Here is a 24,526-nt window from a genome sequence, read left to right as displayed (position 1 = left end):
GACTTTAGGGCTACTGCATATACTACGACCTGAGTTTATCTCAGGTCGTTTTTTTTGTTTTAGTAGGTTGATAGGAAAATAGGAGGAGAGACATCATGAGAAACAAGTTAACATTATTTATGGTTTTACTAGTATCAGCAATGCTTTTATTAGCTGGATGTGGGACAAGTAGTGATTCAGCTTCTGGATCGTCAGAAGATAATACATTTAAGGTAGGGATGGAAGCAGGTTATGCTCCGTTTAACTGGACCCAAAATGATGATTCCAATGGTGCGATCAAAATCAAAGGGTCTTCAGAATATGCAGGCGGCTATGATGTAGAGATTGCTAAAAAAGTAGCGGAAGGTTTAGGGAAAGAATTAGTAATTGTTAAAACAGAATGGGATGGCTTAGTACCAGCATTAGTTTCAGGGAAAATTGATGCTATCATCGCTGGGATGTCACCGACTGCAAAACGAAAAGAGACAATAGATTTTTCGGGTAATTACTATACATCAAATTTAGTAATGGTAGTGAAAAAAGGTAGTAAGTTTGAAAATGCAACGTCTATTCAAGATTTTAAAGGGGCAAAAATTACTGCTCAGTTAAATACATTCCATTATTCTGTTATTGACCAAATTAATGGTGTAGAAAAAAAGACAGCAATGGATAACTTCCCTGCAATGAGAGTAGCACTTGAATCAGGTGTTATTGATGGATACGTATCTGAACGTCCTGAAGGGATTAGTGCTTCAGCTGCAAATGATAAGTTTGTAATGGTTGAATTTAATGAGGGGTTTAAAACTTCAGAAGAGGAGACAACTACCGCTGTTGGTCTTCAAAAGGGCAGTGACTTAACAGAGAAAATCAATAAAATCTTAGCAGATATTCCAGAAGAAGAACGTACAAGTTTAATGGATAATGCGATTAAGAATCAACCAGCAGCAGAATAAAAAGGATGAAACCGGCTGTATCTCTTTATACAGGCGGTTTCATCCAGTAAGTGAGGAGAAAAGATGAGTCTTGAGTGGATTATTAAAATAATTTCAGAGAACTGGCCTATGTTTCTTCGTGGTGCTGGTGTAACACTTTTGATTGCCTTGATAGGGACTATCATTGGGGCAGCAATTGGATTGGTTGCAGGTGTTATTCGTACGATCCCAACACCTGAACAAGTAGTAAAAAAAGTCATTTTAAAAGTAATTAATATAATCCTGTCCATCTATATTGAATTCTTCCGTGGAACACCGATGATTGTCCAAGCGATGGTTATCTTTTATGGTTCCGCGCTAGCATTTGGTATAGACATGAATGTTTTTACTGCAGCTATCATTGTAGTATCCATTAATACAGGAGCATATATGGCGGAAATTGTTCGAGGTGGGATTGTTTCGGTCGATAAGGGGCAGTTTGAAGCAGCTCATGCGATTGGAATGAATCATGTCCAAACGATGTGGAATGTTGTCTTACCGCAGGTTATTCGAAATATTCTACCCGCAACTGGAAACCAATTTGTTATTAATATTAAAGATACATCTGTCTTAAACGTAATTTCCGTTACAGAATTATATTTTGTTACTAAATCAATTTCAGGAAATAATTTTAGATATTTTGAATCATTTTTCGTAGCTTGTATGATTTATTTCGTGATGACTTTTATTGTAACGAGAATATTGCTATATATGGAGAAGAAATTAGATGGATCAGATAACTATACAATTATCGGAAATGATACACAGCTAGAACTAGATAAAAAATAATGGAAGAAGGTGAAGAGAGTATGGAACAGATTATTGATATTCAGCATCTTAACAAATCTTTTGGAACACATGAAGTGCTTAGAGACGTCAATTTTTCAGTGAGCAAAGGTGAAGTCGTTTCCATCATTGGTTCCTCTGGATCTGGTAAATCCACGCTTCTTCGTTGTATCAATCTTTTAGAAAAAGCAAGTGGTGGGCAAATATTCTACCATGGTGAAAATATATTGGATAACAAACATGATGTTGCAGATTATCGAAAGCATCTAGGCATGGTGTTTCAACAATTTAATTTGTTTAACAATCATAATGTCCTTAAAAATTGTGTAGTGGGACAAGTGAAAGTCTTAAAACGAGCCAAAGAAGAGGCGGAAAAGGTGGCTATGCATTACTTAACAGTTGTTGGGATGGATAAGTACATCAATGCGAAGCCAAGACAGCTATCAGGTGGTCAAAAGCAGCGTGTGGCAATAGCTAGAGCCCTTTCGATGAATCCAGATGTCATGTTATTTGATGAACCAACTTCCGCTCTGGATCCAGAAATGGTTGGAGAAGTACTAAAAGTCATGAAAGACCTCGCCAATTCCGGCCAAACGATGATCATCGTAACACATGAAATGGAATTTGCCAAGGAAGTATCAGATCGCGTTATCTTTATGGACAAAGGAGTTATTGCGGAAGAAGGAAGTCCAGAACAAATCTTCCATAACCCGATACAAGAACGTACGAGGGAATTTTTAAAGCGTACTTTAGTAAAACAGCCGTCCTAAATATTTCGTTAAGTATAAATAAAGAAAGAAAATTGAATAAGTGTAATTTTTTCATAAAGGATGATCTCTGTCTGTGTAGAGGTCATCTTTTTATTTAACTAGACCCTTATAATAGGAAGATGAACCTAAATGTATTCTGTAAATTGTGTCCAAAGCCTTAGGAACCAATCATATCTCTAATCGTATAGGAAATAATGGTATTTTTTCTAAAAGGAGGATAAGGAATGAATGTTTCTAAAAGGGTTGCACTACTAGTTTGTATACTATCTATAGGATTAATTACAGCATGTGCGAAGGAGCAAGCGCAAAAGGAGAATTCAAATCCTGCTACATCAACGGCAACGGAGGAAACGGTGGAGGAAAAGATTCCAGCTGCTGCGAGGACAGTAGAAGAAATGATTGAACAAAAAGCTGGTGTGTTGATTGAGGCCCATATGGACCAGCAGTTAGAAACCCTAGGAGGATGGGACAGTCAACAATACCGGGACTTTCTAGAGCAAACCTTCAATCCCATTGTAGAGAAGGAGCTTCAAGCATATTTTACAGAACAAACAAACTTAAGCAGTGACGAGATATATGATTACCTAGTTTATTTGCTTGGATCAGGAAATTATAAAAATTATTACGAGCAGTTAATTACATATGATCATGGGTTTATGATGCCAGAATTGCCAAGTGGCGAGGATGAGGCAACCACAAAACAAAAGAAAATGAATGTTTTGGTGTTAATGGATGCAAGTGGAAGTATGAATGGGCAAATAGAAGGCAAAACAAAAATGGAGCTAGCGAAAGTAGCAATTGGCAAGTTTATGGAGCAAATTCCCAGTGATGCCAATGTCTCATTAATTGCATATGGACATGTTGGTTCATCGGCCAATGTGGATAAGGCAAAATCTTGCTCGTCCGTAGAATCTGTCTATTCGCTATCAGTCTATCAAGCCGAAAATTTTACAAATTCGTTAAATTCCTTTCAGGCAAGTGGCTGGACTCCTTTAGCTGGGGCAATTAAAAAGGCGGAAGAAATACTGAAGGATTATCCTAAGGACGACTATTCAAATCTGGTTTATATGGTGAGTGATGGGGTGGAGACTTGTGATGGTGATCCCGTTGCTGCAGCTAAACAGCTTCAAAGTCAAAATATCAAAGCAAAGGTCAATATTATTGGATTCGATGTCGATGATGATGGGCAGCAACAGCTAAAACAAGTGGCCGATTCTGGTGGAGGAGAGTATATCACGGTAGAGGATCCTGCTGATCTGGAAGTTCAAATTACGAAAAAATGGCAGCCTACAATAGGTCAGCTTGTTTGGACACAAGGAGTGACACTACAGCAAATGACTGATTCAATGGAGCGAATGAATCAGATTTATAATCCTTTATATACGGTCTCTGATGCCGAATTAAATCGAATCAAAAATGCTATCTATTTCTTAAATGATAAGAACTTGATTACCGATGAGGTGGAGGATCAAGTCCTGGAAATAGCTGAGGAGCAACATACTTTGCGTGGTAAACACTTTGAAGAAATAAAAGAAGCCAAGGTGTCGGAAAGAGAGCAAGTGGCAGAGGAAATTAATGCAAAGGTAGAAGAATGGCGTCAGCAATGGCAACAGGAGTAAGGGGAAATGCCTGGTAGTTTTTTTGCCAGGCTGTTTTGCTTGAATAGAACAGCTTTTTGTTTAGAGGAAAGCAGCTAGGCAAAACACGGCTTCTGACAAGTTAAGTATAGCTTGATGAACCAAAGCACAAGTTAATGATATAATTTTTTATAAAATTTGATGGATTGTATGTAATAATATAGTGAATGGGAATAAGTGAGGAAGGATTAAATAGCTTATGAAATACTTGAAATCACAAATGAAACAGTTAATCAAAGATAATAAGGACTTGCAAATACGCTTAAAGGATTTGATGGATGAACATGACCTCGAGAAAAGTTCGGCTATAAGGGCTTTGTATCATTCGGAAGTTGCGGCAGGCGGAAAGTATCAATCAGCATATCAAGCGTTAGACTTGCCTAAAGGGTAGGTCTTTTTTTAATAATAAGAGTTCTAAAAGGGAAGACATCAGTCAGCTGTAAGAGAAAATATATTAAATTAATGCATTGGTACATTTGTAAAGAAAAGATAGCGTATAATAGAAGTTTGTATAAGGTAATAGATGTTACGGAAATAATAAGAAGAATAATTCAAAAAAAGAGGCTTCGTGATGAGTGAAAAAGGTTTTCATGATTTTAATTTAAGTAATCAAATAGTAAAGGCTCTAGATAGTTTAGAATATCAAATTCCAACAGAAGTTCAGAGGAAAGTAATCCCTCTTGTGTTAGAAAAAATCGATCTTGTAGTGAAATCCCAAACAGGAAGTGGGAAGACGGCTTCCTATGGAATTCCTATTTGTGAATTAATAGAGTGGGAAGAAAATAAGCCTCAGGCGTTAATTTTAACACCAACAAGAGAGCTTGCTGTTCAAGTAAAAGAGGACTTTACAAATCTCGGAAGATTTAAACGCGTTAAGGCAACCGCTGTGTATGGAAAACAGCCTTTTGCCATCCAAAAAACAGAATTAAAACAAAAAACGCATGTAGTAGTGGGCACACCGGGGCGTGTATTAGATCATATAGAGAGAGGAACGTTGATTTTAGACAAAATAAACTACCTTGTTATAGATGAGGCAGACGAAATGCTAAACATGGGGTTTATTGAACAGGTAGAGGCTATTATAAAGGCATTATCAAAAAATCGAGTAACGATGCTATTTTCCGCTACTTTACCTGAGGCGGTTAAGGATCTATCTCTTCGTTATATGAAGACACCAATTGATATTGAAATAAAGGCAACGGGGCTCACAACCGATAAAATTGATCATTCGCTTATTAAAGTAGAGGAAAAGGAGAAATTCTCTCTTCTTCAAGAGGTAACGATTGTGGAAAATCCCGATAGCTGTATCATCTTTTGCCGGACGAAGGATAGGGTAGATACCTTGTGTGATCAGTTATCTGATTTAGGATATAACTGTGATCAAATTCACGGTGGTATGGTACAGGAAGATAGACTTGAAGTAATGAATGATTTTAAAAGGGGAGAATTCCGCTATTTAATTGCTACAGATGTAGCTGCTAGAGGTATTGATATTGATAGCATTACTCATGTTATCAACTATGACCTTCCTTTAGAAAAGGAAAGCTATGTTCATCGTACAGGAAGAACCGGTCGGGCAGGTAAAAAAGGGAAAGCAATCACATTTATTACCCCGTTTGAAGATAAGTTCTTAAAAGAGATTGAAGAATATATCGGTTTTGAAATTCCCAATATAGCAGCTCCATCAAAAGAAGAGGTTTCTGCTAATAAATCGGAATTTGAGGCAAAGAAGAACGTAGAGCCAACGATTAAAAAGGCGAAAAATGAAAAATTAAACAAGCATATTATGAAGCTATACTTTAATGGCGGAAAGAAAAAGAAGCTTCGCGCAGTAGATTTTGTTGGAACGATTGCTAGAATTGAAGGCGTAACGGCAGAGGATATTGGGATTATTACCATAATGGATACCTTTTCCTATGTTGAAATTTTAAATGATAAAGGACCTATGGTACTGGATAAAATGAAGAAAACGACCATAAAAGGTAAGCTGTTGAAGGTATATGAGGCTAATAAGAATTGAGAAATGATTAGGAGAGGTAGCAAAAACTACTTCTGGAAATACGAATGGGTCTACATCCCAGTATTAGAGAAGCGGATAGATCCATGCACAAATAAAAGCGTATAAGGATAGAAACAAAAGAGTTAGGAAGAAATTTTCCTAACTCTTTTGTTTCTATCCCTATAAATTGTCATTTTTTTTAAGTCTAGTAGATAACAAAGTAAAGTAATCCTTTACAAACTCCCTGAATTGCTGTGCAGTCTCCGACAAATATCTGTTTTTTGACCAAGCAATTCCAATCGTTCTCCGGCATTTTGGTTCTGTAATGGAGAGACTGTGGGGAAACTGGTTTGACTGATGAAGCAATGTGATTTCTGGAACAAAAGCAATGCCTAATCCTTGTTTCACTAAATCTCCTATAACCGTTGAATCATCACCCTCAAAGGCTATATGAGGTTGAAATCCTGCTTCATGGCAAAATTGATCTGTTAAATTTCGAAATCCATAGCCAGTATGCATATGAATGAATGGCTCATTTTTTGCCTCTGCCAAATTTATTGTGTCCCGGTCGGAAAAAGGATGGCCAGGGGGAACAATCAGGTAAATTTCTTCGGTTAAAAGAGGTTCCCAAATGATATCCGGATCATGAATAGTAGCAGATGAAATGCAATAGTCAATTTTCCCTTCAAGTAGCTGCTCTTTCACAGAAGAAGTAGGCTGAAGGAAGTATTGCTGAAATTTTACATTTGGATTCTTGGATAAAAATGTATTTAAGAGGTCCGGTAGAACACGTGGGATAGTAACAGCAAGCGTAATTTTATTTTCTTGTCGCTTGGATAGTTCTAAAAGCTCCCTTTTTCCTTCGTGTAGCTCCTCAAAAATTCGGTCAACCCGCTTTAAAAATACTTTGCCAAATTCATTTAGTTGAATTTGTCGGTGTTTCCTATTGAATAAAGGGGTGCCTAAATCTTCTTCTAACCTAGAAATTGTTTTGCTGAGTGAGGGTTGGGCAATCTGAAGCTGTTGAGCTGCTTTTGTCATATGCTCTAGCCTTGCTACTGTCCGAAAATAATGAAGCTGTAAAAGTTCCATGTCAATAAAACCTTCCTTACATAGACTAAAATCTATGTATTTATATCTAATTATATATTATACAATATGTGAAAAAGTAATTACTATAAATAAAGTGAAAAACTAATTAAGGAAGTGGTTACTTGAAAGGGATACAGTTGATAAAGCAAGACTTAATGGCGATGTGGAAACATCCTCATGGGCGTATAGCTTTAATTTTTCTTATAATGGTACCTTTAATCTATGCTAGTTTCTTTTTAGCTGGATATTGGAATCCTTATGGTAACTTAGATAATCTGCCTGTAGCGGTTGTTAATCAGGATAAAGGGGCCATGATGGATGGTGACCGTATAGAAGCAGGAGATGATTTGATTAAGGAATTAAAAGGAAATAAGGACCTGGAATTCCATTTTATTTCCGAGGAAAAGGCCGAAACGGGATTAAAAGACGGGGATTATTATATGGTATTAACCATTCCAAAAGATTTTTCAAAAAACATTAGTACCCTAATGGATGACCACCCAATTCCTGCAAAACTTATCTCAAAAACAAATCCAGGCGGGAATTTTGTCGCATCCCAGATTAGTTCGACTGCAGTAGAAAGAATAAATGAAAAGATCTCAAAAAGCATTACAAAGACGTATGCAGAAGGTGTTTTTTCTAAGTTCAGTGAACTGGCAGAGGGTTTAGAGAAAGCTGGAGATGGAGCTAATGATCTCCATCAGGGCATGAATGATGCTAGAAATGCAATGGTCAAGCTAGATAATGGATATGTCCAATTTGATCAAGGGATGAATCAATTGACAGTTGGCAGTAATAAACTTCTAAAGGGAGAAGAAGCACTATCTTCTGGTGGTGCGGATTTGGAAAAGGGTTCTCTTTCTTTATCTGAAGGCATGGATAAGTTAACTGTAGGATTGGATGCACTTATAGCAGGTGAGGAACAAGTTACTGCTGGTGTAAAACAATGGTCTTCAAGCAATGAAAAGCTCCTTCAAGGACAATCAAAAGCAAATGAAGCTGCCAAACTCCTTCAGGACCAAATGAGTGCATACAGTAAGGCACATCCAGAAGCAGGAGAGGATCCAGAATTTCTTAAGCTGCTGACGATTGCAAATGGATTAGCAGAGGCAACTGGACAGCTTCAGACTGGACAAACGCAGCTTGCACAGGGTGCACAACAGGTAACAGCAGGGCAGGAAAATATAAATTCTGGGCTAGACAAATTTTCTGACAAGCTGGACGAAGCAGCAGCTGGCGCTAATGATTTAACATCGGGGACAGTAAAATTCAATGATGGGTTGGATGAATGGAGCGAAGGCTATGCTTCTTTAAATAATGGAATAACTAAAGCAGCGGATGGGACAATACCTCTTAAAGAAGGTACAGAAAAAATAATGGACGGACTTAGTCAATTATCGGATGGAGCATATACCCTTTCATCTAGTTTGGATGATGCTGCTAAAGAAACAGCTAGTGTCAAAAACAGTAATTCATTGACGGACATGTTTTCTGAACCTGTCATATTAGAACAGAAAAATGTTTCAAATGTGCCAAACTATGGATCAGGCATTGCTCCTTATTTCTTATCGCTTGCCTTTTTTGTAGGAGGAATAATGGCATCAAATATCCTCCCTCTCGGCAGACGAAAAGAGCTTATTGTAAATGGAACCAATCATTTAGTCAATAAACTTGGATTGGTATATGTGATTGGGTTTGTTCAAGCAATTATTGTAGATGTTATTGTATTAAGTGTGTTTAAACTGGAAGTGGCAAGTATTCCATTATTTGTACTCTCAAGTATCATCGTGTCATTTACCTTCATGACCTTTATATTGATGCTTGTTACAGTATTTGGATTAGTAGGGAAGTTTTTAGCGGTTACCTTCCTCGTGTTCCAATTGGCATCTTGTAGTGGTACTTTCCCAATGGAACTGGGAAACCCTATATTAAGTAAGATAGGACAATGGATGCCTATGGCTCATTCACTTAAAAGTCTTCAGGAGGTCATTTCTTTAGGAAATTGGCAAGAATTACAAAATCAATTATTCATTTTGGTGATTTATCTTGCAGTAGCTGGAATCATTGCTTGGGTGGCAAGTCATATTCAGCATCGGGAATCGTATGCTCAAAGTTCTCTTTCTTAAAGGTTTTGGTAAAGTGTGTTTTCACCTCTAGGTAATTATCAATTCGTATTTTAAGACTTAAGCGATTAGAATTCTAGATTTACTTGGTAAAAGATTGTAAACAAACCTCAATTTTTAAGAGTTTGTCTATTGTCTGGGGTGATCTCTACATGGATAGAGATCATCTTTTTTATACCATTGATATTCAAAGTACTTAATTTGTATTAGGCTAATACGAATGATTGTTTATATGAAATGTGATTCTATGATGTAGTTTTTAATAGGACATAAGATTACCAGCCCAATTTAAACATTAATTAAAAAGAACCAAAAATTTTGTGATCCAGGCTATATATTTTGCCCCAGGGATAAATAGTAATTGGGCAAGTAATGTCCCGAAAAGTCTTGAGGAGATCATTAATACGGAAATTCCTTTGAGATTGATGTAACTACCTTTTCCATTTACAACATCATCTGCAAGTACAGAAATTTTTGGATCAATAAAAAGAGCTAATAATATGGTTGCCAAACCATTTATTAAACCAGATGCCATAATGGTGGCGCCAGACCTATCAGGTGCTAATAGAGATGCATAAAGAGCCGATAAAACCCCGATTGTATAAATGGCTGTTACAATCATATTAAAGAAGAATAATCGGAGAGGAATATCTCTGAATCTTATTCCTTTTAGATAAGAAAGTCTAGGCAGGTGAATATACTTTATTCCTCTTTTTATGTATTCAAAGGAAAATCCCTTTTTTAGGAGAGAAGGAACAGAACCACGTTCTTCTGCCAGATGAATAATAGCTCGAGAAAATATGGCAGTAAATGTTGGTAACAAAATGATACCGACAATTGTACCGAGAGTAGATGCTCCGATTAAAACCCTATATTGTTGTTCCACAAATAAAAGTGTATTTTCTTTAGGAGCAGAATCAACGATACTGCCTGTAAATGGTTGTTGCATCATGTTAGCCATTCTTGAAACAATAACCATCATATTAAATAATGACAAGGCAGAGGCAATTAGTTTGACTCTTGCCCCGGATAATCTAACTGCATAGGCAAGGGTTTCAATACAATGAATAATAAGAATGAATAAAGCGATAAATAGGACCTTACCAGTAATGAAAGCCAATAGAACACTTCTCTCTTTTGTAGTATTTTGTCATATTGTACCATATATTGGTTGGCGGAACAGTCCATTTGCTTCCCTGTATTTGTTATAATAGTATTCTTTAATACAAATTCAAACAGTGGAGGAAAGAAAACAATGAGTAATTTGCCTAGTTGTCCGAAGTGTCATTCGGAATATACATATGATGATGGGACATTTTTGGTTTGTCCGGAATGCGGATATGAGTGGACATTAAATTCTGATGCGGAAGTGGACGGAGATAATAAGGTTATCAAAGATGCAAATGGAAATGTTTTGAACGATGGAGATACGGTTACTGTTATCAAGGATCTTAAGGTAAAAGGTAGTTCATCGGTTTTAAAACAAGGAACAAAAGTAAAGAATATCCGATTGGTGGATGGGGACCACGATATTGATTGTAAAATAGTTGGATTTGGAGCAATGAAATTAAAATCGGAATTTGTGAAGAAAATATAGGCTTTTGATATCAAGGCGGCCCAAAGGACGGTTCTATGGAGGACACTTCATAGAACCGTCTTTTTGCAGCTTATAGAACGAACATTTCATAAAGTGCTTCTGCAATATCTTCTGGTGAATATCCACGAACTTCTCGTTGAAATAAATAGGAGTCACTTTTTAGAGCAGCTAATAAAATATCTGCTTTGAAAATATTGGTATTTGGTTTGTTTGAAGTGCTGTTCATTTCATTAAATAGTTTCACAAATTGTTGATGCAATTGATCGTGTAAGGGACTGTGCGTTCCGGATTTTGAGGGTGGGGATGCTTCAGAATCCTCTACACCTTTAAGCAATTGTGCTTTGCTTTCTCTAAATTGGATGAATAGATTAATAATGCCTTTTAATCGCTCAGCTGGAGTAGCTGTTTGGTTATCCTGCAAGTAGTTTTCCATATTATCAAAGAAAATTACTACATTATCTTTGATTAAATCGAGACATAATTCACCCTTGTTTCGGTAACGACGATAGAGTGTTCCAGCTCCAATATCTGCTTCTTTTGCAATTTGATTCATACTAACTTGCTCTACATCATATTGATCGAATAACTTTAGTGCAGCTTCTAATATTCGTTGACGATTCTCTGCTGCATCTCGTCTTTCCAATCGTGTATTAGTTAATTTTTCATCAGTCATTTGTTATCGCTCCCATAAAAAAGATGCTTTTTATTGACAATCGGAGAGTTCTCCGTTTACTATAAGTGAGAGAGTTCTCCGCTTAATTTTATCCTAATGTAAAGGAGATTACAATATATGCAAAATCACAATAGTAAATCAGCATTGTTAGTTATGGATGTTCAAAATGGCATTGTCTCAAGCCTAGGGGAAAGAAAAGAAGAGGCATTAACAATTTATCAGAAAGCTATAAAAGTAGCCCGGCAGCATGCTGTTCCTGTAATTTTTATTAGAGTGGGATTCAGTGAGGGGTACCCTGAAGTTAGTCCCAAAAACAAAAAATTTTCCGGAATATTAAAGTATGGAGGAATGACTATCCTTGATGAAGCGACACAAATTCATGAATCTATACAACCAGAGGTAAATGAGGCTGTTGTTACAAAATATCGAATAAGTGCATTTGCCGGAAGCAATTTGGAGATTATTTTGCGTTCCCAGCAAATTGAGACACTAGTACTAAGTGGAATTTCAACAAGTGGAGTCGTTCTATCTACTTTAAGGGAAGCGGCAGACAAAGATTTTCAATTAAAGGTACTAGCAGATGCTTGTTTTGATACGAATAAAGAGGTGCATCACATTTTGATGGATAAAGTATTTCCTAGTCAAGCTGATGTGATAACTGTAGAAGACTGGGTTGATACATTGATTTAAAGATAGAGAGACTGTTTCTTTTACCAAGAAATAGTCCTTATTTTGTTGAGACAGTCTACCATTTTAGACATGGTAACTATAGAAGGAAGGAATAACATTGGCAATTAGTCAAAATAAAAGCTACTTTAACAAAAAGTTGATTGCCCCGATGATCTTAGGCTCTATTTTGAATCCTATTAACTCTTCTATTATTTCTGTTGCTTTAATTCCAATTGGAAAAGCATTCAGCGTGTCACCTTCACAAACAGCATGGCTAATTTCTGCCTTGTATTTAGCGACGGCAATTGGGCAGCCTGTTGTAGGGAAATTGATTGACTTATATGGTCCTAGATTACTTTTTTTAATCGCCACATCGTTAGTAGGTATCTCGAGTTTTATCGCAATATTCCCACCTGATTTTTGGTGGTTAGTTGTTGCGAGGGTTTTGCTTGGCCTTGGGACCTGTGCGGGTTACCCAGCATCTATGTATTTAATTCGCAGTGAAGCAGACCGAACTGGGGAGGATAGTCCGGCTAAAATCCTTACATTACTGGCTATTGCCAATCAAACGATTGCCGTTATTGGTCCTACATTGGGTGGGTTATTGATTGGATTAGGTGGTTGGCAAAGTATATTCATGATGAATATTCCTTTGTCCTTTGCTTGTATAATTTTAGGCTATACTCGTTTTCCAAAGGCTTCTTTAACTTCTGTCGGGTCAGAGAAAAGACATATTTCTATTGATATTACAGGAATAATCTTTTTTGGAATTACTTTAATTTCTACTTTGCTTTTCTTAATGAGCCCGAGTCTAAATAGTATTTATCTAATAATTATTTCCATTATAACGGGAATAATTTTTATTATCATCGAGCTGAGAAGTAAAGCTCCTTTTATTGATGTTCGAATTTTTAAAGGGAATAGTCCCTTGCTGTTTACTTATGCTAGGAGCTTACTTACAGCAACTGTGACATATTGTATGCTTTATGGGTTCCCTCAATGGTTGGAAAAAGGGAGAGGATTATCGCCTTCACAAACAGGATTAGTGCTAATGCCGATGTTTTTGATGTCGATCATCGTTTCAAAATTAACAGGGAAAAGTCCCTTTATTCGTTTGAAGCTTATTGTTGGAGGATTTATTCAACTTCTTGCTATTCTATTATTTCTATTTATCAATAAGGATAGTAGTCTTGCTTCTTTATTGGCGATTGTTTCCTTTTTAGGGATACCACAAGGTTTGCTTAGTTTAGCTAATCAAAATGCTGTCTATTTTCAAGCAAATAAAAGTCAAATAGGAGCTTCTTCTGGGTTGTTAAGAACGTTTATGTATATGGGCGCTATGCTAGCATCTGCAGGAAATGGTTTGTTCTTAAAATCAGAGTCTATCACAACAGGCATGCACCAAATTGCGATTTTTGGAACAGGTATTGGAATTATTTTGATGATTATAACTTTAGTAGGACTTAAAGGATTACAAGAGGAAAAAAGAGGGGGTGGTCCTAGCGCTTCCTAAAAATAGTCCGCATCAGAACCCAACCTCTGCTCCGTTATTTTAATTCTATTTCCAGTGGTTCCATTTTAATAGGCTTATTACTACTTAAAGTGCCAAAGGGAACCATTAAGGAGTATTCATTCTTGTCAAATTCATCTGTATTAATGGTAAATATAGATTGGAAATGCAGATTAGTACGATCAATTAGTTTTGCTTCATTACTAAGAATTTGATGTTCTAGCATCTTGTTTATATTTAGCTCTCCATTTGTTTCTTTAGAGATTTGATCATTCTTTATAAGCTTGATGAAGTCAGCGAAGTTTTGAATAATATCCTTCCTAAACTCTTTCGAATTCACATTTAGGATAGTATAGTCAATGGTAAGCAGCTTTCCACTTTGTTTGATATCATTTACCTTTAATTTATAATCGAATCTTTTGCTTTCTATAACAAAGGGGGAGGTCTTTTCTAAGGAGCTTACTGTGTCTTCTTCATATTGTCTAATTTCAGGTTGAATGATTAAAATAGTACTTTCCTTTATTTTACTGGTGAATAATTCTCTCGTATCTTTTACTATGACGTTATCTCTTTGTTTAACAGATAGAACATCTGCATGACTTTTTGATAATCTAGTTCCTTCATTATCAAATACAGTTAGACTTATCTCATCATTTTTCCCTGCTAACGGATAGGTTGTTTTATAGTTTAATAATGTAGTGGCTTTGCCTTTAATAACGGAATCAACATAAATAGAATAGTCCTTCTCTTCCTTAAAAATACTTTCACCTTTTGTGGCAATTGTTTCTGAAGGAATTTGTTTTACAGGAATATCGAATTTCCAACTTCCATTTACCCCTGTAATAGAGGTAAATGTTAGCGGAAGCGTATAATCTTCAGGTAAATTAGCATCAGGATTATAAAATTCTAAAGCGGCGACATACCCATCTTCCATTTTTTCTAAGACAGTCATACTAGCGGACCATTGTTGTTGCTCCTTTCCATTAAAAAGGTGGAAGCTATAACCTGTCTCAGGTCCTTTATCCCCTATTTTATCTAAAGAAATTTTGTCACCAGTTGCTTTAAAAGTTATTCCAATTACATTCCCATCATAATAAGCACTTGTAATGATCATATTTATTCCATTACTTTTTGCTTCTTCGTTTAGCTGGGTGATTAAATTGCTTTCTAATAATTCCATTCCAATTTGCAAACTGAATTTTTCATAGATAGAGCCTAAGATAGGTACAGATGCTAGAACACTAGTTACTGGTGCGAACAGTAAACCTGATGCCAGAAAAGCAGAAGCAGCTAGAGATGAAACGATTCCCCATTTTTTAATGGGAGATTTTGTTCCCAAACTTTTTTCTCTTCGGCCACTTTTTATTCCTTTATTAATGGATTGAAACACTTCATTTTGGGGAAACTCTATTTCACTAATTTCCTGTTTAAAATGCTTTTTGTTCATAACGTCTTCTTTATTCCGAACATATAGAAAAGCAGTTTTATATAATTTCTCACTTTCTTGTTTAACTAGCTTTTCAAATGCCTTTTCATTTCCACTCATTGCTTTCTTTACAAGTTTTATATTATTGTCCAAAAGATTACCTCCTTTCATAGGTTAGAGCAGTTACTCTATCTAAAAGTTTCAAGGAAATGTATATTTGCATAAAAAATTTACGGTTATGGTTCTATTATAATCGAGTCCTCCTATCTCCCCAGTTCATATTCCGTTCATATTCGTGTTTTATTATCTCTTCATAAAGATAAAGAGGGAGGATTTACTTTGAATCAAATGATAAATAATAAAAAGATTATAGATAGCAGTGAATGGGCTGTAGAAGCTCGAGGGCTAGTAAAGGTATTTGGTGATAATCGGGCAGTTGATGGGGTGGATTTAAATGTGCGCGCTGGTTCGATTTATGGGGTGCTTGGCCCGAATGGTGCTGGGAAAACGACTACGATTAGAATGCTTGCAACTTTGTTGAAGGCAGATGCAGGTTCAGCGAAGATCTTTGGCTATGATATCGGGAAGGATGCACAGCTTGTGCGCCAATTAATTGGTGTAACAGGTCAGTATGCTTCTGTTGATGAATCATTGAGTGCGACGGAGAACTTAATTATTTTTTCTCGTCTTTTAGGGCTAGGGCGTGCAGAATCAAAACGTAAGGCGATGGAATTACTAGAAGAGTTTGGCTTAACAGAAGCAGCAAAACGTCCATTAAAAAATTTCTCAGGAGGAATGAGAAGACGACTTGACTTAGCTGCGAGTCTCATTGCTCAGCCACCGCTTATCTTTTTAGATGAACCAACTACTGGACTAGATCCGCGAACTCGCAATCAAATGTGGGATACAATTCGAAAATTAGTAAACGAAGGCTCAACTGTACTCCTGACGACCCAATATCTCCAAGAGGCAGATGAACTTGCGGACAGAGTTGCGGTTATTGATCATGGGAAAGTAGTTGCAGAAGGAACAGTCAATGATTTGAAGGAATCAATCGGTACTTCATCCTTACATTTAAGTATTCAAAACGAGCAATATATGCAAGAGGCTCGCTTACTAGTGGAGCGTGTGCTTAACGTCCATTCCGCTGTATCAGCAGAAGGCGGCAAAATCACAGCACCTATGGCAGATGCTGACAAAGTAACAGATTTGCTAATCACATTAAAAGAGGCGGGGATTCAACTAGCTGAATTAAGTGTACAGAAACCAACATTAGATGAGGTTTTTTTATCTATTACTGGCTCAAAGGAAAGTACGAATACATCTAGTAAAGGGGAAGAATTAGTATGACTAGCACTACAATCAAGCCTGTAAAGGAACAAAAACTTAGTAGAACCTCAAGTTTTCGTCAAGCTGTTAGAAATTCATTAACAATGGCCTATAGAGGTCTGCTTAAGATAAAGCGCACACCTGAACAATTATTTGATGTTACATTGCAGCCGATTCTTTTTACGCTCATGTTTACGTATATTTTTGGTGGAGCTATTTCTGGCAATGTGCAAAACTATTTACCGGTTATTATTCCAGGTATTCTCGTTCAAACTGTTATTACAACGTCTGTTGTGACAGGGGTCCAGTTGCGAGAGGATATGGATAAAGGGGTATTCGATAGGTTTAAGTCTTTGCCGATTGCCCGGATTGCGCCTTTAGCGGGAGCATTGCTTGCTGATACGATTCGTTATACGATTGCAACAACCCTTACGTTTACAATGGGATATATTATGGGGTATCGACCAGAAGCTGGATTAGGTTTTGTTATCTTGGCAGGACTTCTTGTCATTGCTTGCTCATGGGCGATTAGCTGGATTTTTGCTTTCTTAGGGGTTATTTCGCGAACTGCTTCCAGTGTACAAGGAATTTCCATGATTGTCCTGTTTCCATTAACGTTTCTTTCAAATGCTTTTGTTCCAGCTGATACAATGCCTAATTTTCTCCAATGGTTTGTAAAAATAAATCCAATCTCTCACTTAGTTACTGCAGTAAGGGATTTAACGAATGCAGGTACAATAGGCTGGGATTTCACTATATCTCTTATTGGAGCAGCAGTAATAGTAGCCATCTTCGCTCCGATTACCGTACGTGCTTATATGCGTCGTGCATGAGTTTTAGAAAGATAAAAATGGTAAAATTAAGAATAATCCATTAAGAAGAACGGTCAAGAAATTTGGCGGTTCTCCTTATTTTTTCAAAAGGAATGATAATATGGCAAAAATACTGATAGTAGATGATGACCCGCATATCAGGGAATTAATTCGGGTTATTTTAACAAAGGAGGGCATGTCTATAGTTGAGGCAGCCGATGGAGAAATGGGTCTGTCGATACTAGAGCAAGAGAAAATAGATTTAATCCTTCTTGATATTATGATGCCGAAGATGGATGGTTGGACTTTTTGCAGGGAAGTACGAACCTATTACGGGGATACAATGCCAATCTTAATGTTGACGGCAAAAGGGGAAACCAGGCAAAAAGTTAAAGGCTTTGATCTTGGAGCAGATGATTATCTAGTAAAGCCTTTTGCTCCAGCTGAGCTAGTTGTTAGGGTAAAAGCACTTCTTAAGCGTTATCAAATCAGCCTTTCTAATCGGATTGAGATGGGAAATGTTGTCATAGATCGTGATTCTTATAAGGTTTCTTTCGGAGATGAGGCATTTACGTTGCCTTTAAAGGAATTTGAATTATTATTTAAACTCGCTACTAATCAAAAGAAAACATTCTCAAGGGAACAATTAATTGAAGATATATGGGGATTTGATTATGAGGGAGATGAGCGGACGGTTGATGTTCATATAAAGCGCTTGCGGCAGCGATTTTCCGAAGAGGAATATCCCTTTAAAATAACAACGATTCGTGGTCTTGGTTATCGTTTGGAGGTAAAACAATGAAAATTCTCCAACTCATAAAAAGAATATCAGGCATGCTTGCGATTGTAGTTTTTTTACTTTTATGCTGGTCGCTAGCTTATTGGCTAACAGCATGGTTTTATGATGCAATCCACATAATGCCCCGCGAATTCATCAGGCAGTTAATTAATTCTGTAGTGGGATTTTTCCTTTTTGGTTGCTGTATATCCATTATTACAAAAATCCCTTGGGTAAAATCAAAACAGGACAAATTTTTGCATCCAATCATTCAAGCAATCAAGATGATAGCAGAAGGAAACTTTAATATCGATCTTTCTTATTATAAAAACCAGTTTCGTGAAGGGCGCAATGATCATCCTTATTATCAAATAGTAACGAGCATTAGTCATATGGCAGAAAAATTAGGGGAAATGGAAGAAATGCGCCAGGAATTCATCTCGAATGTATCACATGAAATCCAATCACCCCTAACATCGATTAGTGGTTTTGCCCATACCTTGAAAAATGATGATTTAACTCTGGAAGAACGAAAGCATTATTTGCACATTATTGAAATGGAAAGCACGCGGTTGTCCAAATTAAGCGAAAACCTATTAAAGCTTACGTCCTTGGAATCGGAACATTTACCTTTGGATCGAAAAGAATACCGATTAGATCATCAACTTCGTCGAATTATTCTTGCTAATGAGCCACAATGGACGGAGAAGGAAATAAATATGGATATCTCGCTTGAGAATGTCATAATCACTGCGGATGAGGACATGTTGGATCAAGTATGGACTAATTTACTTCACAATAGTATAAAATTCACTCCAAAAGGAGGTACCATAACAGTCGAAGCATTTCAAGCGGAGAATGAAAGCATAACTGTTAAAATAAGAGATACAGGAATTGGTATGGGCCCAGATTCACTCATGCACATCTTTGAACGTTTTTATAAAGCTGATATATCAAGAAATCGAAATGCAGGAGGAAATGGTCTCGGCCTCTCCATTGTTAAAAAAATTCTTGATTTACACGAAGCTGAAATTCAAGTCCAAAGTGAAGCTGGTAGTGGAACGGAGATAACGGTGGCAATAGGGAACTAGAGGAGTGATGATATGGTAAATAAAGTTTTCTTAAATGATTTTGGAATAACGGTTTCGAATTATAAAGAGAAAAAGGTTAAAAGTGCGAAGTCGGAGAAGCTGTTAACCTCAGTAAGCTTTGAATTTAAAGTAAGAGGCGGGGAAGAATACCATGTCGTTACGAAGTTTTTGTATGCAAATGTTTTTGATGTGAATATTTCTGATAAACAATTGAAATTTAGAGGGAAAATCAATCAATATGCAACATCCTATACCGATTTTTTAGATGAAAACAGTATTAGTAACTTTCGTTTAGAATTACTGGAAGTAGAATAAGTTATAGCTATGGTGAAAAACAGATCGCCGTTAATAGGCAAGGAAGGGATCTGTTTTTTTTCTTATTGCTCATTTACATAGAAAGTGAGGTTGTTCAGATGAAATTAAGTATTTTAGATCAATCCCCTGTCTTATCTGGAAAAACGGCCCAGGATGCACTTAGAGAATCGATGAAGCTTGCTCAATTGGGAGAAAAACTTGGATATACAAGATACTGGATCGCGGAGCACCATGATTTCTCAGGACTTGCTAGTTCTGCTCCAGAAGTCATGCTAGGCTATATTGGAGCGAACACGGAAAAGATAAGAATTGGTGCAGGAGCTGTACTTTTACCACACTATAAACCTTATAAAGTTGCTGAAACGTTTAATATGTTGGCAACTTTATTTTCCAACCGAATCGATTTAGGTATTGGACGAGCACCAGGAGGATCTGCTGAAGCCTCGATTGCTCTCTCAGGAAACTTTCTGGAAAACGTACGAAATATGCCAAACTCCATGAAAGATCTTCTTCACTTTTTATATAATAATTATCCATCTGATCATATGTTTTCAAAAATATCAGCACATCCTCTTCCAGCTATTGCCCCTGTCCCTTGGATTCTTGGAACGAGTATAAAGAGTGCTATCCAAGCGGCAGAATATGGGACGGCCTATGCATTTGGACATTTTATGAGCGATAAAGACGGAATCGAGATTGTAAATACATACAGAAATGCCTTTCAAAAAAGCAGAGGTATCCAAGAGCCACAAGTGATCGTAACGGTATCTGTTATTTGCTCGGAAACAACGGGACAAGCAGAGGAACTGGCTTTAAGTTGGTTCCTATCGAAAATTCAAACAGATAAAGGCGAAAAAAATAAAGGAATTCCAACAGTAGAAGAAGTAAGAAAGTATGCTTTGACGAGCGATGAGGAAGAAAGAATCATCGAAATGCGCAATAAGATGATTATCGGGAATCCCAAAGAGGTCAAAAAGCAATTGGTTAAGCTACAATCTGCCTACCATGCGGATGAAATCATGATCATAACGATTACCAATAGTTATGAGAGTCGAAAAAAATCTTATGAGCTGATTGCAAAGGAAGTATGGTAATGTTTTTTTTAAATGTAAGGAAAGAAGGTCATTCAAATGAAATTGAGTGTACTTGATCAATCTGTTATCAGCAAGAATTTGAATGCTGGGATTACTCTACAAAATACAATTAAATTGGCAAAGCGGACAGAGGAACTTGGCTATACTCGTTTTTGGGTTGCGGAGCATCATAACTCCAATGGAATCGCGGGAACATCCCCTGAGATATTGATATCGAGCGTTGCAGCTCAAACAAACAGAATACGCATCGGTTCTGGAGGTGTTTTGCTTCCACAATACAGTCCATTCAAAATAGCGGAGAATTTTAAGGTATTAGAAGCGTTGTATCCGAATCGATTGGATTTAGGAATTGGACGCTCACCGGGAGGCTCTACTCCAACACGATTAGCTCTTACGGATGGGATTAGGAAAAGCTTGAATGAATTTCCTCACCAAGTGACATCGCTTCAAGAATATTTAACAGATACGCCGCCTAACCACGAGGTTCAAGCCTATCCTTTCGTTGAAACACGACCGGAAATATGGATGCTTGGTGTCTCACAGCGCGGAGCTAGATTAGCTGCGGAAAAGGGAACAGCTTTTACATATGGACATTTTATTAATCCCATTAGCGGAAGTATTGCGATGAAGCATTATCAGGAAAACTTCCAGTCATCTAGTTTTCTGACTAATCCACAAGCAAATGTATGTGTTTTTGTTGTATGTGCACCTACACAAGAAGAAGCAGAGGAAATGGCAATAAGCCAAGATTTATGGCTATTAGCTGTGGAGAAAGGAAAAGACATCTTTATTCTATCGAAAGAAGAGGCTAAAAGGGTAAAACTTTCAGAAGAAGACAAAGAAATCGTAAGAAAAAATCGAAAGCGTGCAATAATCGGTACTCCAGAAAAGGTAAAAGAAGAACTTTTCCGATTAAAGGAATACTACCAAACAGAGGAATTTATGATTATAACAAATATTTATGATTTTGAAGAAAAACTGCAGTCTTATACATTATTAGCAGAGGCAGTTCTGTAGCTTTTCATGACAAATGATTTAATCAGTAGCTATAATAATGAATGAAAAGGGGGTGCTTACAGTTGGAGAATCACAAACGATTGTCTGATACTACTTCCACTCATGCAAAGCCTATTATTAGAAAGGCGATACTTTGCATGGGGCGAAACAATTAATTATCGCTAACAAGCATTTCTAATATTTTGGCTTTGCACCTTATTTTAGACAAAATAAAAATAAGGGAGCGGGCAAAAGTGAAATATACGAATGCAAACAACATTTTACCTGAAAAGCTCATTGTAGAAATTCAAAAATATGTGCAAGGGGAGACCTTGTATATTCCGAAACAAGAAAACGCATATAAGAAGTGGGGAACTTCAAGTGGCGGGAGAAAAATACTTGATCGCAGGAACGATGCGATAAAAGCAGCCTTTGCGAAGGGAAGCACGATTCAAGGCTTGGCAAAGGAATACCATCTTTCACCGGAAACGATTAAGAAAATCGTGTATGCACATAAAAATAAAGAGTAGCACTGATGGTTTTCATCAGTGTTTTTTGTGTAAAATTTATTTCTAAGTTATCTTTTCCATTTTAGAATGGTGTTGTCTTTATTAAAATAATAGTAGGAAATGCTACTAATAATAGGAGAGAATGTTATGACCGAACAATTTATAAAAAATGAACAGCTAAATTTTATAAAAAAACAGATTGCAATCATTAAGGATAGTGCTAATAAAAATTTGCCTAAAACAGTGTTAGCTGCAGTAATAGATTTAGCTAATGCAAAAATATTGAATCTCTTTCCCCAAGCATCACTTGATCAGCAAGAACTATTGGATATAACGAAGTGGAAAACAAAGGAAGACTATGAGCGATATGTAGAGGAGCTTTCCCCCTTTTTGTTATCATTTCCTCCAATTACAGAGCAGCAGCTTAAAAAATTATTTCCCAAGCAAAAAAAGTTAAAGCTACCTGACTTAACCTCTATAAATCATGACAAATTAACTTATTTAAGCTGGAATAATTTGAAGTCCAACAAAAAAGTAATCATTTATAATTTTGAAGGAAAGCTTGTTGGAATCGAAGGGAAAATGACACCGACTAGTAAGAAAAATATTTGTTCCTTCTGTAACTGCTTTGGAGAGGTAGCCTATTTTTCAACGGTTACAAAAGAAAAGAAACCTAAAAATGCTGATTACTATAAAGCAATTGGTAATCTAATCTGCACAGATAGCAATGAATGTAATGAAAACATTACCAATACTGAATATTTGCGAGAATTTTTGCAGCTTGCTGAAGGACGACTCTACTGAGAATCACTAAATATTCTCAGTAGAATCGTCCTTCCTTTCGTATAACCTGTGCTAAGGTTATTAAACCCCTTTCCAGCTCATCCAAAGAAGCGTAGGAATAGGATATTCGCAGATGCTGGTCATCCGTTTTATCGTAAACAATGCCTGGATTGATAAGAATTCCTTCTTTTAGAGCTAAATCAAATAGCTTGCGTGAAGAGATGTTTTGCTTTAATTTCAGCCATATATAGAAGCCGCCTTTTGGAAGGTTCCAGGTTGCGAAAGCAGAAAAATATCTTTTTAATAAATCCAGAGTAAAATCTCTTCTATACCGTAACTCCACTTTTATTTCTTTTAAAAACTTCTCGTACATCCCGCTTTCTAGCCATCTTTCAACAGCAAACTGGGATAAGGAGCTGGAGCCATAATCGGTTTGCATTTTTATATCAGCCAAATGCTCAATGACTGGCTCTGGTCCTACAATCCATCCAATTCGAAGGCCAGGGCTTAATGATTTGGACATGCTTCCAATGTAGAGAACGTTTCCTTGCGTATCGAGTGCTTTTAATGGCTTAGGTGGAGGGCTGTCCAACCATAGATCGCCATAGACATCATCTTCAATGATAGGGAGGGATTCCTTTTGGCTTAACATGATTAATTCTGTTCGTCTTTTTTCAGACATTACGATGCTTGTCGGGTTATGAAAATTTGGAATTGTATAGAGCAATCCTCCTTTATGCTGCCTTTTTAGTCTGCTGAATGCATCATAGGTAATTCCTTCTACATCAAGGGGGAGTCCAAATAGATTCATACCAGCTGACTGGAATACATGAATAGAATTTAAATAGGAGGGTGTTTCATGAAAGATAGTAGAACCTTTTTTTAATAAGCCAAGTGAAAGTAATTGCAGGGCTTGCAGCCCACCTGAAACAATTAAAATCGATTCGGATGAGGCGTTTATCCCTTTTGCTTTTAAGTAGGTACTAACCGCTTGGCGTAAAGCTAAGCTTCCCTTTGGTTCCGTGTATCCAAGTGATAAGCTATGCATATCGCTAAATTGAAAGGTCTGTTCCATCTGCTTATTAGGAAGGAGTTCTGGGGAAAGCTCGCCAGTTCCTAGTCTAATAAAATGTGAATCTGCTTCCGCTTTATTGATCGCTTGGATAATAGAAATATTTGGCTGGTGAATACTCGATTGAACATAACCTATCCAATCTGGAGGAGTAGATGCGAGCAAGCTCCACGTATTATTTATTACCTTTGTTCCGCTTCCTACCTTGGCTTCAATTAATCCATCGGCAGCTAATTCTTCAAGGACTACTACGATGGTGCTTCGATTGACTTGAAATTGCTTAGCTAAATTTCGTTGGGAAGGGAGTTTCATACCAATTGTCCATTCCCCATGAAGTATTTTCTGTTTCATATAGGTAGTTATTTGCTGATGTAAAGAAACGGTTGAATTCTTTTGTGGTTTCCATTCTATTTCTGCCATAACTGAGTATACTCCTGTATCTATTTTCTCCTATTCTATCAAAATGGTTGGGTTAGTGACCATCCAATTGGATGGAGACAGGATGCCTTTTCTTC

The 24,526-nt window shown here is 36.9% G+C and carries 24 protein-coding genes; 19 read left to right on the top strand and 5 right to left on the bottom strand.

Features of this window, described 5'->3' with window-relative positions; all coding sequences use genetic code 11:
* The first annotated feature begins 95 nt into the window (after positions 1-95).
* From RTL21_RS05620 to RTL21_RS05595, 6 genes are all read left to right on the top strand, one after another.
* Positions 96-932, top strand: a complete 837-nt coding sequence (locus tag RTL21_RS05620) for a transporter substrate-binding domain-containing protein (protein WP_312094192.1) — start codon at positions 96-98, stop codon at positions 930-932.
* 63 nt (positions 933-995) lie between these two features.
* On the top strand, positions 996-1,739 hold the full coding sequence (locus RTL21_RS05615; RefSeq protein ID WP_312094190.1) for an amino acid ABC transporter permease: 744 nt from the start codon (positions 996-998) through the stop codon (positions 1,737-1,739).
* A 20-nt stretch (positions 1,740-1,759) separates the two neighbouring features.
* Positions 1,760-2,506 (top strand): amino acid ABC transporter ATP-binding protein, encoded by a 747-nt coding sequence (locus RTL21_RS05610; RefSeq protein WP_312094188.1) that lies wholly within the window; start codon positions 1,760-1,762, stop codon positions 2,504-2,506.
* A gap of 224 nt (positions 2,507-2,730) precedes the next feature.
* Complete coding sequence (locus RTL21_RS05605) at positions 2,731-4,125, top strand: vWA domain-containing protein (protein WP_312094186.1); 1,395 nt, start codon at positions 2,731-2,733, stop codon at positions 4,123-4,125.
* A gap of 217 nt (positions 4,126-4,342) precedes the next feature.
* Positions 4,343-4,534, top strand: a complete 192-nt coding sequence (locus tag RTL21_RS05600) for a hypothetical protein (RefSeq protein ID WP_312094184.1) — start codon at positions 4,343-4,345, stop codon at positions 4,532-4,534.
* 180 nt (positions 4,535-4,714) lie between these two features.
* Positions 4,715-6,163 carry a DEAD/DEAH box helicase gene (locus tag RTL21_RS05595; protein WP_312094182.1) on the top strand — a complete coding sequence of 483 codons (1,449 nt, stop codon included), beginning with the start codon at positions 4,715-4,717 and terminating at the stop codon, positions 6,161-6,163.
* Between the two features lie 159 nt (positions 6,164-6,322).
* Here RTL21_RS05595 and RTL21_RS05590 read toward each other — a convergent pair whose 3' ends face one another.
* Entirely contained in the window at positions 6,323-7,234 is a 912-nt protein-coding gene (locus RTL21_RS05590; RefSeq protein WP_312094180.1) for a LysR family transcriptional regulator, read from the bottom strand.
* A gap of 122 nt (positions 7,235-7,356) precedes the next feature.
* Between RTL21_RS05590 and RTL21_RS05585 the strand changes: the two genes are divergently transcribed.
* Positions 7,357-9,360 (top strand): YhgE/Pip family protein, encoded by a 2,004-nt coding sequence (locus RTL21_RS05585; RefSeq protein WP_312094178.1) that lies wholly within the window; start codon positions 7,357-7,359, stop codon positions 9,358-9,360.
* Positions 9,361-9,652: 292 nt separating this feature from the next.
* On the opposite strand, the gene RTL21_RS05580 is transcribed toward RTL21_RS05585, so the two are convergent.
* A complete protein-coding gene (locus RTL21_RS05580; protein WP_312094177.1) occupies positions 9,653-10,477 on the bottom strand; it encodes a lipid II flippase Amj family protein in 825 nt (274 codons plus the stop codon).
* Positions 10,478-10,612: 135 nt separating this feature from the next.
* On the opposite strand from RTL21_RS05580, the gene RTL21_RS05575 reads away from it, so the two are divergent.
* Complete coding sequence (locus tag RTL21_RS05575) at positions 10,613-10,954, top strand: zinc ribbon domain-containing protein YjdM (protein WP_312094175.1); 342 nt, start codon at positions 10,613-10,615, stop codon at positions 10,952-10,954.
* 70 nt (positions 10,955-11,024) lie between these two features.
* Here RTL21_RS05575 and RTL21_RS05570 read toward each other — a convergent pair whose 3' ends face one another.
* Entirely contained in the window at positions 11,025-11,627 is a 603-nt protein-coding gene (locus tag RTL21_RS05570; protein WP_312094173.1) for a TetR/AcrR family transcriptional regulator, read from the bottom strand.
* 117 nt (positions 11,628-11,744) lie between these two features.
* Between RTL21_RS05570 and RTL21_RS05565 the strand changes: the two genes are divergently transcribed.
* Entirely contained in the window at positions 11,745-12,317 is a 573-nt protein-coding gene (locus RTL21_RS05565) for a cysteine hydrolase family protein (RefSeq protein WP_312094171.1), read from the top strand.
* 97 nt (positions 12,318-12,414) lie between these two features.
* On the top strand, positions 12,415-13,809 hold the full coding sequence (locus tag RTL21_RS05560; RefSeq protein ID WP_312094169.1) for an MFS transporter: 1,395 nt from the start codon (positions 12,415-12,417) through the stop codon (positions 13,807-13,809).
* Positions 13,810-13,843: 34 nt separating this feature from the next.
* On the opposite strand, the gene RTL21_RS05555 is transcribed toward RTL21_RS05560, so the two are convergent.
* Positions 13,844-15,385, bottom strand: coding sequence for a DUF4179 domain-containing protein (locus tag RTL21_RS05555; protein WP_312094166.1), 1,542 nt, complete (start codon positions 15,383-15,385; stop codon positions 13,844-13,846).
* 195 nt (positions 15,386-15,580) lie between these two features.
* On the opposite strand from RTL21_RS05555, the gene RTL21_RS05550 reads away from it, so the two are divergent.
* The 9 genes from RTL21_RS05550 (at position 15,581) to RTL21_RS05510 (ending at position 22,960) form a co-directional block, all read left to right on the top strand.
* Positions 15,581-16,582 carry an ATP-binding cassette domain-containing protein gene (locus RTL21_RS05550; protein WP_312094263.1) on the top strand — a complete coding sequence of 334 codons (1,002 nt, stop codon included), beginning with the start codon at positions 15,581-15,583 and terminating at the stop codon, positions 16,580-16,582.
* Positions 16,579-17,394, top strand: coding sequence for an ABC transporter permease (locus RTL21_RS05545; protein WP_312094164.1), 816 nt, complete (start codon positions 16,579-16,581; stop codon positions 17,392-17,394). Before RTL21_RS05550 ends, RTL21_RS05545 begins: the two co-directional genes overlap by 4 nt.
* Positions 17,395-17,494: 100 nt before the next feature.
* Complete coding sequence (locus tag RTL21_RS05540; protein WP_312094161.1) at positions 17,495-18,175, top strand: response regulator transcription factor; 681 nt, start codon at positions 17,495-17,497, stop codon at positions 18,173-18,175.
* Positions 18,172-19,242 (top strand): sensor histidine kinase, encoded by a 1,071-nt coding sequence (locus RTL21_RS05535; protein WP_312094159.1) that lies wholly within the window; start codon positions 18,172-18,174, stop codon positions 19,240-19,242. Before RTL21_RS05540 ends, RTL21_RS05535 begins: the two co-directional genes overlap by 4 nt.
* Before the next feature lie 12 nt (positions 19,243-19,254).
* Complete coding sequence (locus tag RTL21_RS05530) at positions 19,255-19,557, top strand: DUF3219 family protein (protein WP_312094157.1); 303 nt, start codon at positions 19,255-19,257, stop codon at positions 19,555-19,557.
* Positions 19,558-19,655: 98 nt separating this feature from the next.
* A complete protein-coding gene (locus RTL21_RS05525; protein ID WP_312094155.1) occupies positions 19,656-20,651 on the top strand; it encodes an LLM class flavin-dependent oxidoreductase in 996 nt (331 codons plus the stop codon).
* A 36-nt stretch (positions 20,652-20,687) separates the two neighbouring features.
* On the top strand, positions 20,688-21,668 hold the full coding sequence (locus RTL21_RS05520) for an LLM class flavin-dependent oxidoreductase (RefSeq protein ID WP_312094153.1): 981 nt from the start codon (positions 20,688-20,690) through the stop codon (positions 21,666-21,668).
* A 233-nt stretch (positions 21,669-21,901) separates the two neighbouring features.
* The gene (locus RTL21_RS05515) at positions 21,902-22,177 is read left to right on the top strand and encodes a CD3324 family protein (RefSeq protein ID WP_312094151.1); all 276 of its coding nucleotides are present in this window, start codon (positions 21,902-21,904) and stop codon (positions 22,175-22,177) included.
* A gap of 126 nt (positions 22,178-22,303) precedes the next feature.
* Entirely contained in the window at positions 22,304-22,960 is a 657-nt protein-coding gene (locus tag RTL21_RS05510; protein ID WP_312094149.1) for a FusB/FusC family EF-G-binding protein, read from the top strand.
* Positions 22,961-22,976: 16 nt separating this feature from the next.
* Here RTL21_RS05510 and RTL21_RS05505 read toward each other — a convergent pair whose 3' ends face one another.
* Positions 22,977-24,431 (bottom strand): aminotransferase-like domain-containing protein, encoded by a 1,455-nt coding sequence (locus tag RTL21_RS05505; protein ID WP_312094147.1) that lies wholly within the window; start codon positions 24,429-24,431, stop codon positions 22,977-22,979.
* Positions 24,432-24,526 lie beyond the last annotated feature (95 nt).

Origin of the sequence: Niallia sp. (assembly GCF_031978665.1) — a bacterium.
Lineage (GTDB): Bacteria > Bacillota > Bacilli > Bacillales > Cytobacillaceae > Niallia.
The sequence above is the reverse complement of the archived record's forward strand: the minus strand, read 5'-3'. Positions and strand labels throughout refer to the sequence as shown.

Bases quoted from the DNA above. Each gene is read 5' to 3' on its own strand.
- RTL21_RS05620 (WP_312094192.1), top strand. From the start codon at position 96: ATGAGAAACAAGTTAACATTATTTATGGTTTTACTAGTATCAGCAATG.
- RTL21_RS05615 (WP_312094190.1), top strand. From the start codon at position 996: ATGAGTCTTGAGTGGATTATTAAAATAATTTCAGAGAACTGGCCTATG.
- RTL21_RS05610 (WP_312094188.1), top strand. From the start codon at position 1,760: ATGGAACAGATTATTGATATTCAGCATCTTAACAAATCTTTTGGAACA.
- RTL21_RS05605 (WP_312094186.1), top strand. From the start codon at position 2,731: ATGAATGTTTCTAAAAGGGTTGCACTACTAGTTTGTATACTATCTATA.
- RTL21_RS05600 (WP_312094184.1), top strand. From the start codon at position 4,343: ATGAAATACTTGAAATCACAAATGAAACAGTTAATCAAAGATAATAAG.
- RTL21_RS05595 (WP_312094182.1), top strand. From the start codon at position 4,715: ATGAGTGAAAAAGGTTTTCATGATTTTAATTTAAGTAATCAAATAGTA.
- RTL21_RS05590 (WP_312094180.1), bottom strand. From the start codon at position 7,234: ATGGAACTTTTACAGCTTCATTATTTTCGGACAGTAGCAAGGCTAGAG.
- RTL21_RS05575 (WP_312094175.1), top strand. From the start codon at position 10,613: ATGAGTAATTTGCCTAGTTGTCCGAAGTGTCATTCGGAATATACATAT.
- RTL21_RS05570 (WP_312094173.1), bottom strand. From the start codon at position 11,627: ATGACTGATGAAAAATTAACTAATACACGATTGGAAAGACGAGATGCA.
- RTL21_RS05565 (WP_312094171.1), top strand. From the start codon at position 11,745: ATGCAAAATCACAATAGTAAATCAGCATTGTTAGTTATGGATGTTCAA.
- RTL21_RS05550 (WP_312094263.1), top strand. From the start codon at position 15,581: ATGATAAATAATAAAAAGATTATAGATAGCAGTGAATGGGCTGTAGAA.
- RTL21_RS05545 (WP_312094164.1), top strand. From the start codon at position 16,579: ATGACTAGCACTACAATCAAGCCTGTAAAGGAACAAAAACTTAGTAGA.
- RTL21_RS05540 (WP_312094161.1), top strand. From the start codon at position 17,495: ATGGCAAAAATACTGATAGTAGATGATGACCCGCATATCAGGGAATTA.
- RTL21_RS05535 (WP_312094159.1), top strand. From the start codon at position 18,172: ATGAAAATTCTCCAACTCATAAAAAGAATATCAGGCATGCTTGCGATT.
- RTL21_RS05530 (WP_312094157.1), top strand. From the start codon at position 19,255: ATGGTAAATAAAGTTTTCTTAAATGATTTTGGAATAACGGTTTCGAAT.
- RTL21_RS05525 (WP_312094155.1), top strand. From the start codon at position 19,656: ATGAAATTAAGTATTTTAGATCAATCCCCTGTCTTATCTGGAAAAACG.
- RTL21_RS05520 (WP_312094153.1), top strand. From the start codon at position 20,688: ATGAAATTGAGTGTACTTGATCAATCTGTTATCAGCAAGAATTTGAAT.
- RTL21_RS05510 (WP_312094149.1), top strand. From the start codon at position 22,304: ATGACCGAACAATTTATAAAAAATGAACAGCTAAATTTTATAAAAAAA.
- RTL21_RS05505 (WP_312094147.1), bottom strand. From the start codon at position 24,431: ATGGCAGAAATAGAATGGAAACCACAAAAGAATTCAACCGTTTCTTTA.